Here is an 891-nt window from a genome sequence, read left to right on the forward strand (position 1 = left end):
TATTGATCCGGCTTGGGTGATCTTGAAATCTTCGGCCGAGCGATCCAGTTTGGCGGGATGAAACATGTTGACATGCGCAAGCTGCCAGCAGCCGCGCAAGAGGAGCGCCGCCGGCAGGTCGTCGGTCTGCGCGAAAGCGGCCTGACCTATGAGGCCATTGCCGCCCAGGTGGGCCTGACCCGCACCGGCGTGTTCGATATCTGCCGCCGCTTCGCCGAGCAGGGCTTAGCCGGATTGGCCAGCGGGCCGCGCGGCCCGGCACCCGGCACAGGACGGTTTCTCGAGGCCGAGCAGGAAGCGCAGATCCGCGCACTGATCAGCCGGCACACGCCCGACGACCTCGGCCTGCCCTTCGCCTTGTGGAGTCGGGCGGCGGTGCGGATGCTGATCGAACGGCAGTGTGGGGTCCGGCTGGCCGTGCGCACCATCGGCACCTATCTGTCGCGCTGGGGCTTCACGGCCCAGAAGCCACTCCGGCGCGCCTACGAGCAGTCACCGAAGGCCGTGCGGCGCTGGCTGCGGCAGGACTACCCGGCCATTGTGGCGCAAGCCAAACGGCAGAAGGGCATGATCTTCTGGGGGGACGAGACCGGCTTGCGCTCCGATGATGTGCGCGGCCGCAGCTTCGCTCCACGCGGCCGCACGCCGGTGGTGCGCCCCAGCCACAAGCGCGCGGGGCTGGGTCTGATCTCAGCTGTGACCAACAAGGGCGAGTTGCGCTGGATGGTGCTCGAGGGCGCCATTAAGGCCCCGAGCCTGATCCGCTTTCTCGGGCGGCTGATCCAAGAGGCCAACGGCAAGGTGTTTCTGATCTGGGACAACCTGCCGGTGCATCGGGCCAAGGCGGTGCGAGACTGGTTGGCCGCGCGCACGGAGCAGATCGAGGTCTTC

Annotated in this window: 1 protein-coding gene; it reads left to right on the forward strand. The window is 67.6% G+C overall.

What is annotated here, in order from left to right; genetic code table 11:
* Positions 1–12: 12 nt before the first annotated feature.
* Positions 13–891: IS630 family transposase (locus JKL46_RS34925; RefSeq protein WP_246529752.1), on the forward strand; the 879-nt coding region annotated here is incomplete at its 3' end.

This window comes from Microvirga zambiensis WSM3693 (genome assembly GCF_016735695.1).
GTDB lineage: Bacteria > Pseudomonadota > Alphaproteobacteria > Rhizobiales > Beijerinckiaceae > Microvirga > Microvirga zambiensis.